At 72.0% G+C, this 7577-nt stretch carries 9 protein-coding genes; 2 read left to right on the top strand and 7 right to left on the bottom strand.

From position 1 onward, the window contains the following. Positions 1-1932: WD40 repeat domain-containing protein (locus FREUN1FDRAFT_RS37155; protein WP_006545584.1), on the top strand; the 1932-nt coding region annotated here is incomplete at its 5' end. A 63-nt stretch (positions 1933-1995) separates the two neighbouring features. On the opposite strand, the gene FREUN1FDRAFT_RS37150 is transcribed toward FREUN1FDRAFT_RS37155, so the two are convergent. From FREUN1FDRAFT_RS37150 to FREUN1FDRAFT_RS37135, 5 genes are all read right to left on the bottom strand, one after another. Next, positions 1996-2715 carry an alpha-ketoglutarate-dependent dioxygenase AlkB gene (locus FREUN1FDRAFT_RS37150; RefSeq protein ID WP_006545583.1) on the bottom strand — a complete coding sequence of 240 codons (720 nt, stop codon included), beginning with the start codon at positions 2713-2715 and terminating at the stop codon, positions 1996-1998. 10 nt (positions 2716-2725) lie between these two features. After that, positions 2726-3082: a metal-sensitive transcriptional regulator gene (locus tag FREUN1FDRAFT_RS37145; protein WP_006545582.1), complete on the bottom strand. Its 357-nt coding sequence runs from the start codon at positions 3080-3082 to the stop codon at positions 2726-2728. A 69-nt stretch (positions 3083-3151) separates the two neighbouring features. Beyond that, positions 3152-3586 (bottom strand): STAS domain-containing protein, encoded by a 435-nt coding sequence (locus FREUN1FDRAFT_RS37140; RefSeq protein ID WP_083828949.1) that lies wholly within the window; start codon positions 3584-3586, stop codon positions 3152-3154. A 555-nt stretch (positions 3587-4141) separates the two neighbouring features. After that, on the bottom strand, positions 4142-4288 hold the full coding sequence (locus FREUN1FDRAFT_RS45640) for a hypothetical protein (RefSeq protein ID WP_006545580.1): 147 nt from the start codon (positions 4286-4288) through the stop codon (positions 4142-4144). Positions 4289-4483: 195 nt separating this feature from the next. Next, positions 4484-4825, bottom strand: a complete 342-nt coding sequence (locus tag FREUN1FDRAFT_RS37135) for a hypothetical protein (protein ID WP_006545579.1) — start codon at positions 4823-4825, stop codon at positions 4484-4486. An 86-nt stretch (positions 4826-4911) separates the two neighbouring features. Between FREUN1FDRAFT_RS37135 and FREUN1FDRAFT_RS37130 the strand changes: the two genes are divergently transcribed. Continuing rightward, positions 4912-5133 carry a hypothetical protein gene (locus tag FREUN1FDRAFT_RS37130; RefSeq protein WP_006545578.1) on the top strand — a complete coding sequence of 74 codons (222 nt, stop codon included), beginning with the start codon at positions 4912-4914 and terminating at the stop codon, positions 5131-5133. A 1157-nt stretch (positions 5134-6290) separates the two neighbouring features. Here FREUN1FDRAFT_RS37130 and FREUN1FDRAFT_RS48415 read toward each other — a convergent pair. Both FREUN1FDRAFT_RS48415 and FREUN1FDRAFT_RS48410 read right to left on the bottom strand, forming a co-directional pair. After that, entirely contained in the window at positions 6291-6644 is a 354-nt protein-coding gene (locus FREUN1FDRAFT_RS48415) for an FmdB family zinc ribbon protein (RefSeq protein ID WP_083828947.1), read from the bottom strand. Positions 6645-6735: 91 nt separating this feature from the next. Then, positions 6736-7577: 5-formyltetrahydrofolate cyclo-ligase (locus tag FREUN1FDRAFT_RS48410; RefSeq protein WP_369809858.1), on the bottom strand; the 842-nt coding region annotated here is incomplete at its 5' end.

Below are 7577 nucleotides of genomic sequence, written 5' to 3'. Positions count from 1 at the left end.
ACCGGGGCGGGCGGCGTCGCCGGGGCGGGCGGCGTCGCCGGGGCGGGCGGCGTCGGCGGAGCCTCAGCCGATCCGGCACAGGCCACCACGCGGCTCATAGCCCGACCCGGCGGCGAACCGGGCTCCGTCGGCCCGGACGTTCCGGCGCCTGCGCTCGTGCCGGTGCCTGAGGCGGTGCCGGCGGACGAGGCGGTGCCGGTGCCCGAGACGGTGCCGGCGGCCGAAGCCCCGGAGAGCAGGTCCGAGCCGGAGAGTGAGCCCCGGCCGGTGGGTGAGCCGGCGGCTGCGAGCGGGCCCCAGCCGGTGGGTGAGCCGGGGCCGGTCGGCGGCACGGGGGAGGCCGGTGGGCGCAAGCCGGTGGACGAACCGCGGGCGGCCGGTGTGCCGCAGGCAGGAGGCGACGCACCGTCGACCCAGCCCGCGGACCGGGCCAAGCCGGTCGAGTCGCCGGACGCGGCCGAGTCGCAGGCTCCGGCCGAGTCGCCCGCTCCGGTAGGGAGCCGAACCCACTACAGCAGGGGGGACCGACGGTTCCGGGTGTTCCTCAGCCTGATCGCCAGTCTGACGGCGGTCACCCTGGCGATCGAGATCGTCGGTCTGGTCCGGGCGCACACGGCGGCGAGTGCGTCCAAGAAGATCGCGCGCCAGGCGCGGGATCTGTTCGAACGCCAGCCGGATCTCGCCGGGCAGCTCGCCCTGGCGGCCTACGGGATCTCTCCGACCACGACCGCGGCCGCCGCGCTGGTCGACGCGTCCGTCCGGCGGGTCGGCAACCTTTCCAGCGACGTCGTCGGCCTCGCCGTCGCACCGGACGGGCGGACCCTGCTCACCGCCAGCGCGACCGGAGCCGCCTTCTGGGACCTGTCGGATCCGACGGCCGGCACCCAGATCACCGCGCTTCCGGTCGACGGGCCGGCGGTCAGCGCCGTCGCCTACCTGTCCCAGCCGGGGCGGCCCGCCTCCGCCGGCACAATTGTGATCACGGCGGCCGGGGCAGGGCTCGGCGGCGGCCCGAGCACGGTCGGGTTGTGGCGTGTGACGGCGGACGGGGCGGTCGAGCGGCTCGGGGTCCTGGCCGGGCACAGCGGCACCGTCGACGAGATCGTGGTGAGCACCGATGGCCGGCTGGTGGCCACGGGATCGTCCGACGGCACGGTGCGGCTGTGGGACGTCGTCGACCCCCGCAAGCCCGCCAGGCTCGCCCAGGTGCGCATCGCCGGGCCGGTCACCGCGCTGGCCTTCGCGCCGGGACGCGACCAGCTGCTGGCCGGCGGCGTCGGGCGTCTCTCGATGTGGTCCCTGAAGGACCCGCGCCAGCCTCGGCTGGCGGGCGAGCTGCGCGGCGACGGCGTCGTCGCCGGAGCCTCGTACTCGCCCGACGGCCGCACGCTGGCGGTCACCACCACCGGACTGCCCGCCGAGGGCGCAGCCGGCGTCACGGCCGACGCCACCGACCCGACGTCCGCGCCGAGGTCACGCTCGATTGTCGAGATCTACCGCCCCCGCGATCCGCGGGGCCTCCATCGGCTGACCTCCTTCTCGCCGGCCGGCGGGGCCGGCGAGGTCGCCTTCTCCGCGGACGGCCGCGCGCTCGTGGTGGGACCGGCGCGCGTCGGTGGTGACGTCGCCGTCTGGGACCTGACGAGCCCGCGCCACCCGTCGCCCCGGCTGAGCCTGTCGCTGCCCGGTAGGTCCGAAGGCGGCACCACCGATGGTTCCGACGGCTTCGACGCGCCGGTCGGGTTTGCGCTCGCCAGCGGGACGGCGCGGACGCTCGTCGTGGCCGACGGGAACGCCGCCCGGGTCTGGGAGCTTGATCCGGCCGCGGCGGCCGAGAACATCTGCGCCCGGACCGGGACCACGATCACCCGTGCGGACTGGCGGCACTACGTCGGCGACCGCCACTATGCTCCGCCCTGCCAGGAATCCTGACCTGACGAGCCCGCCCGCGCCGCAGGCAGGAGCGCGGGCGGGGTCGTCAGCGGGAGGCGGTCGTCAGCGGGAGGAGCGGGAGGAGAAGGTCCGCGCGGCTCCGTAGCCGGGGCCGATCTCCGGGCGACCCGCGCGGGACGTCCAACGCCACTGGACGGAGATGCGCCCGGCCACCGCGCCGGCGACCCGGGGCACCGCGTGCAGCCAGTCGGCCTGCGCCCGCCCACCGAGCACGAGCAGGTCACCACCCGCGGGGGAGAAGTCGCGGCCGGTGCGGTCCTGGGGATCGTTGAGGATCCTGCGGCCGGCGGGGAGGTGGCGCGACTTCACCAGGAAGGGACGTCGGGCGCCGAGGGTGAGGATCGCGATGATCGTGTCGTCGAGCCAGCGCATCTCGCGGTCGCGGTGAAAGGCCACGGCGTCGTTCCCGTCGCGGTACCAGGACAGCCCGTACCCGTCGAAGTCGACGCCGTACCGCTGGCGCAGCGCCCGGTAGGCGGCCAGCAGCGGTGGGAACGGAATGGGGGCTCCGCTGCGGATGAAGGCGCTCAGCCGCGGTTCGGTTACGTGACGTTCGTACCGCCACATCGTCCCCTGACGCCAGGGGGTGCCGTCGCGGACGGCCTCGTAGAGCGCGTCCGCCGCAGGCATCCAGGCGCGGGCCACATCCACCCACGAGTGGGCGTCGAGCCACACGCGCTCGAAGGTCGCGGACAGGCCGGGGCCGAACTCGGGTTCGGGGCTGGGTTCGGCTCCGCGCCCCGTGTCGTCGCTGTTCGCCACTTTCCGCGGGTCAGGAGCGGACGAGGCGAGCGATCGCGGCGGTCGCCTCGCGGAGCTTCTCGTCGGCCGCGGGCCCACCATCCGCGACGGCCTGCGCCACGCAGTGGGCGAGGTGATCCGACAGCAGGCCGAGCGCGACGGACTGTAGGGCCCGGGTCGCCGCGGAGACCTGGGTGAGGATGTCGATGCAGTACTTGTCCTCGGCGATCATTCGCTGAAGGCCCCGCACCTGGCCCTCGATCCGCCGCAGCCGCGCGGTGTACTCGTCCTTGCCAGAGGTGTACCCGTGGTGTGACTCGGCGTGCTCCTGATGGTCGCCCTGGGGCTGGACCTGGGTCATCTGGTCGGTCTCGGCCTTCACCCGCATCACCTGCCCCCGCGCCGTGGCCGCGAAATACCCCCCTACGGTACGGGTGAACAGGGGTGGCAGTCGAGGTCAGCTGGTCGGGTCCACAAACTCGACCGGTACGCCCCGTTCTGCCAGCACCTGCAGTACCGGCGGCCCGACGCCACGTAGGCGTAACCGGCAGCCACGGCGGGCCGCATGGCGGCTCATCGCCCCCAGGAGGACCGCGCCGAGCGGGTCCGCGCCGTGGACGCCGGCCAGATCGACGACGATGTCCCGCGGCCCCGAGGCGGCCGCGTCGTCCACGGCCGCCCTCGCCGCGCCGATCGCCCCCGCGGCGAGGAGACCGCTCAGATGGATCACGGCGCCCTCGGCGCGCTGCTCGACCCGGGCCCGAAGCGGGCGGTCGGGACGATGCGCGGTCACGGTCGTCGGTGGGCTCACGGCCAGCCCGGCCGCTGCCCCGATCTCGATCCCCATGCCGGTGCCGGTGCCGGGGCGGACGGTCGCGAGCAGGCTCGTCATGACTGGCGGGCTGGACGGAGCTCCGAGTGGTAGCAACGTCGGCGTGGACGCGGCTTTCGATGGCGAGGGGGCCGTTTCGGCGCCTGCGATGAGCGTGTCGGCTTCTTCGCCGATGGTGAGCATCACGTCGTCTCCGAGGGGAACGATGTGGCGGTAGGCCCATGAGGGTTACCGCAGATGCAAGGCTCGACCAGTATTGCGCCCTTGGGTGACAGAAGCCAATGCCAAAGGTCACCTTGTGTTCTGTCCAGGCCGGGTGTATCGCACGTCACAGTCGCTGGCGTGAACGCCGTCCGACCCGGGCATGAAGTCCCCGTGTCGGCCGGCATCGACCGCGTCCGAGCCGGTGGGCGCGGTCACCCGTCGGCAGGCTGCCGAGGGCACTGTGGGAACTCGGCCGGATCCGCGAGGCGCGCGCCAGCCCGCCGCGGCGCGAGGAATGTCACGCCGGGCGGGAGGTCCGCCGGCGAAGCCGGTCGGGACCGCGGTGCGAGCGGGTGAGCGGTCGAGTGGACGAGCCGGCGGGGTGCGCCGGCGCGGTGAGGTCGGTGGCGGTCAGCGATCGACGTGGTGTGGTGGCAGGTCTTCCATGAGCCGCGCGAGGTCGGTGTCGACCTCGTCGTCGAACAGGCTTTCGTCGCCCCAGCCGATCTCGCGCTCGTCGCTCGGGATCTCGTCGCCGGGCAGCGGCGTGTGCCCCATGGTGATCTCCTTTGATCGGCGTGCGGCCCCTGCGCGGTGGCAGGCGGCAAAGGGCCGTCCGTCGGTCTGTCCATCGAGCCGGGCCACGGGGCCGCGCCTGGCTGGGCGCGTACCGGTGCCGGCGCGGCCAATCTACCGGCCATCCGTGGCCGGGAGTGCGTGACGACACGAACGGCGATGGTCGGTGTCTCGTGATCAGTCGGCCCGGCCTGCGCCGGTAGGCCGGTCGGGTGGCTCGGCAGTGGCGCGTTCGGCCTCAGAAGGTTCCGGCTCGGTGCCCAGGATCGCCGCGGCCATCGCACTGACGACCGCCTGGCGGGCGGCCTGCCCGCCGGCCAGGTAGGCGTCGCGTTCCCGCCGCGTCCAGGCCTGTGCCTGGCCGTCCGGCGCCGGCTGCCGGGCGCGCAGCGCCGCCCGCAATGCGGCTCGATACCTCGCCACCAGGAGTGGAGGGTCTCCGGACGGGTCCGCGTCGTAGGCCTCGTCGCGGTCAATCAGCTCACTGATCGCGTCCTGTCCACCGGGGGTCGCTGGCATGTTTCCTCCACAGCCTTTATTTGTCGATAAGCAAAAACGACCCTAGCGAGGTTCTTGAGCAAGAGCAAAGTGGTTACGATGTTGTCGTGGACGACGGTGAGCAGTTGGTTGGCATCGGGGACATCGCGTTCCAACTCAAGATCACGCGACAGGCTGTGGACTACTGGACTCGCAAGGACGCCAAGTTTCCGGAGCCTCTGCAGGTCATCAACGCGCCTGCGGGTAGCGGAGCCAAAGGGACCAGGGTTTGGCGTAAGCGCGAGGTCGACGCGTGGATCGTGGAGCACTATCGGCGGCGTAAACAGTAGGCATGCCCGCCCCGCGGGCGCCTCGGGCTCCGTGGACTGTCTGGGGTGCCCGAGCTGTCCAGGATGCCTTGTGGGTACGGGCATCCTGGGCGGGCCCGGGGGTGCGGGAATCGTGAATCGGGCAATGTGCGCTATATAGCCCACATCTGCGCACCTGCGGATGCACGTGAATCCGTCCTTGCGGGGTGGAGCTCGCGGTCTGATCCCGCAGGTTGACGGTATTCGAGGTCTGGTGTGTCTCCCGGGCCACATGGCGGTTCGTGGCGCGCCTGCGGTGCGAGTCGTGGTTCTTGCTGAACCTCCGTGTGGCCTGCTACCCCTGTTCCCGTGCGCGCTTCCTGAGTCGACGCTGTGTCGAAATTGCCGACTGAATCGCTGAGACAGGTCGATTCGTTCAGTCGATTGTCTTCGTGTCTGTGTCCGCGCCGCGGAATAGCGGCTGCGCCTGGTCGGATAGCGGACAGCCCGCACATCGATCGAGGAGCCGCTGTCAGAATCGGCCGGTCCGTCCCTGGCCTGCCATGGCTGCGTGCCCCGGCCGTGCCTGCTGGCGGTGCTGGTGGTACGCCTCAGTAGTTCCTTTCCACATCCGGTCACGATGTGTGATGTCGGATGGCCGCTGGTAGGCCCTCGTGGTCGGGTTCCGGCTGTGGGGCAGGATGGCCGGCCGAGGTGGCGGGCGTGATCGACTTCGGTGTCGTGGTGCCACGGGCAGGGCGCCGGCTGGGTGCTGGAATCCGGGGGTCTCGGCCTGGTCGGGGCCAGCCGCGATGAGGAGTTGAGGATTTCGGTCGTTGCAGGGCGTGCCGCCACATCCTGAGCTTCGGGCTGCCGCTGTGCTGCCGAGCAGGACCTGAGGATCGTGGTCGTTGGGACGACCAAAATCCTCAACGCTACGGATGGCCGCCCCTCGGGCCGTGCTGACCGCCGGCAGCGAGACCGCGATACCCGCCGAGGCGGGCCTTGGCGTTACCCTCGCCTACCTAAACGGCTACCACAAGTAGCGATCAGTGGAAATGGTCGGCGGCGAGGAGCTGGGCGCGAGCCATTCCGACTGTGGTGCCGGTGCTGACTGAATAGCAGTGCTGGCAAACGAGCAGCCCCCGGCGGAAGGGCCGCCGGGGGCTGCTCGTTGGATGCTGCTCTTTCCTGACGGGTCAGGCGGCAGCCGTGCTGGACGCGGCAGACGCAGCGCTCGTCGACGAGCTGGTGCTGCTGCCGGCGGACGCTGCGGTGCTGCTTTCGGCCGCAGCGGAGCTCTTGCCGGACGAGTCGCCGTCCGACGAAGTGGCGGACGACTCCTTCGGGCGCGCCGGAACCCCGGAGGAGGAGCCCGAACGACTGTCGGTCTTGTAGAAACCGCTGCCCTTGAAGACGAGACCGACGGAGCTGAACACCTTCCGAAGTTGGCCCGTGCAAGCAGGACACTCGGTCAGCGCCGCGTCACTGAAGCTCTGCACGGCTTCAAGATCATGCCCGCAGGCGGTGCAGCGGTACTGGTAGGTCGGCACGGACTCCTCCCGAAGTTGGCACTCGGCGGTAGGGACTGCCAACTCTAACGCCTGAAGGCGGCCGATGGCTTCCCGAATGACGACGTGGGCTTCATGACGATGCTGGGCGAAGCGTTCTTGACGGAGTGACGATCACTGTCACCCGCCTGTCGTGCTCCTCCGCGGGGACGTCGGTCAGAATCTCCCGATCGTGCACCAACGCTATCACCGGCGTGGAGGGGGCGGTGCGGGCCAGCGCCCGGTCATAGGAGCCACCGCCACGCCCCAGCCGGTTGCCCGCCTGGTCAACCGCGAGCGCGGGAACGATGACCGCATCCGCGCGGGCGAGCTCGACCAGGGGGGCGCTCGGCGGTGGCTCGCGGGTGCCCATGGCCCCGGGCACGAGCGTGGTCCCGTACTCGCGGAAGTCCAGATCGAGATCGGGGCGTACGACGGGCAGCAGGATCCGAACCCCGCGCGCCCGCAGCCGGGCGAGCAGCTCGGCGGTGTCGGGCTCGTCCGCCATCCCGACGTAGGCGGCCACGCACCTGGCCCGGGCGACCTCGGGCAGCGCCAGCACCCGTTCGGTGAGGACCGCCGAGTCCGGCGTGACGCCCGCGCGCCGCAGCGCCAGCAGGCGCCGGCGGATCTCGCTCTTGGGGCCGGGCCACTCGGCCGACGGGGAAAGCGCGGGCGACGGCGCCGGGGGTGCTGTCGCCGGAGTGCCACCGGACACTGCGCCACCGGACACTGCGCCACCGGGCGCTGCACTGCCGGACACCGTGCCGCCGGAGCCTGTTCCCGTGGCCGTGCCGGGATCCGTCGGTGAGGGGCCGGGGGAGGCTGCCGAGGCCTGGCCAGAGCCAGCCCGGCCTACCACGTCACTGCCGGTGACGGTTCCTCCGGTCACAGCCATCCCCACCCTCAGCGCGCTCGAGCGTGGCCAGCCCTCGA

Source organism: Parafrankia sp. EUN1f (assembly GCF_000177675.1).
Lineage (GTDB): Bacteria > Actinomycetota > Actinomycetes > Frankiales > Frankiaceae > Parafrankia.
Note: the sequence above shows the minus strand (reverse complement) of the source record. Positions and strands in the feature narration are given on the sequence as shown.

Excerpts from the sequence above, each read along its gene's own strand:
- FREUN1FDRAFT_RS45640 (WP_006545580.1), bottom strand. The coding sequence starts at position 4,288 with ATGGGGCACACGCCGCTGCCCGGCGACGAGATCCCGAGCGACGAGCGC.
- FREUN1FDRAFT_RS37145 (WP_006545582.1), bottom strand. The coding sequence starts at position 3,082 with ATGCGGGTGAAGGCCGAGACCGACCAGATGACCCAGGTCCAGCCCCAG.
- FREUN1FDRAFT_RS37135 (WP_006545579.1), bottom strand. The coding sequence starts at position 4,825 with ATGCCAGCGACCCCCGGTGGACAGGACGCGATCAGTGAGCTGATTGAC.
- FREUN1FDRAFT_RS37140 (WP_083828949.1), bottom strand. The coding sequence starts at position 3,586 with ATGACGAGCCTGCTCGCGACCGTCCGCCCCGGCACCGGCACCGGCATG.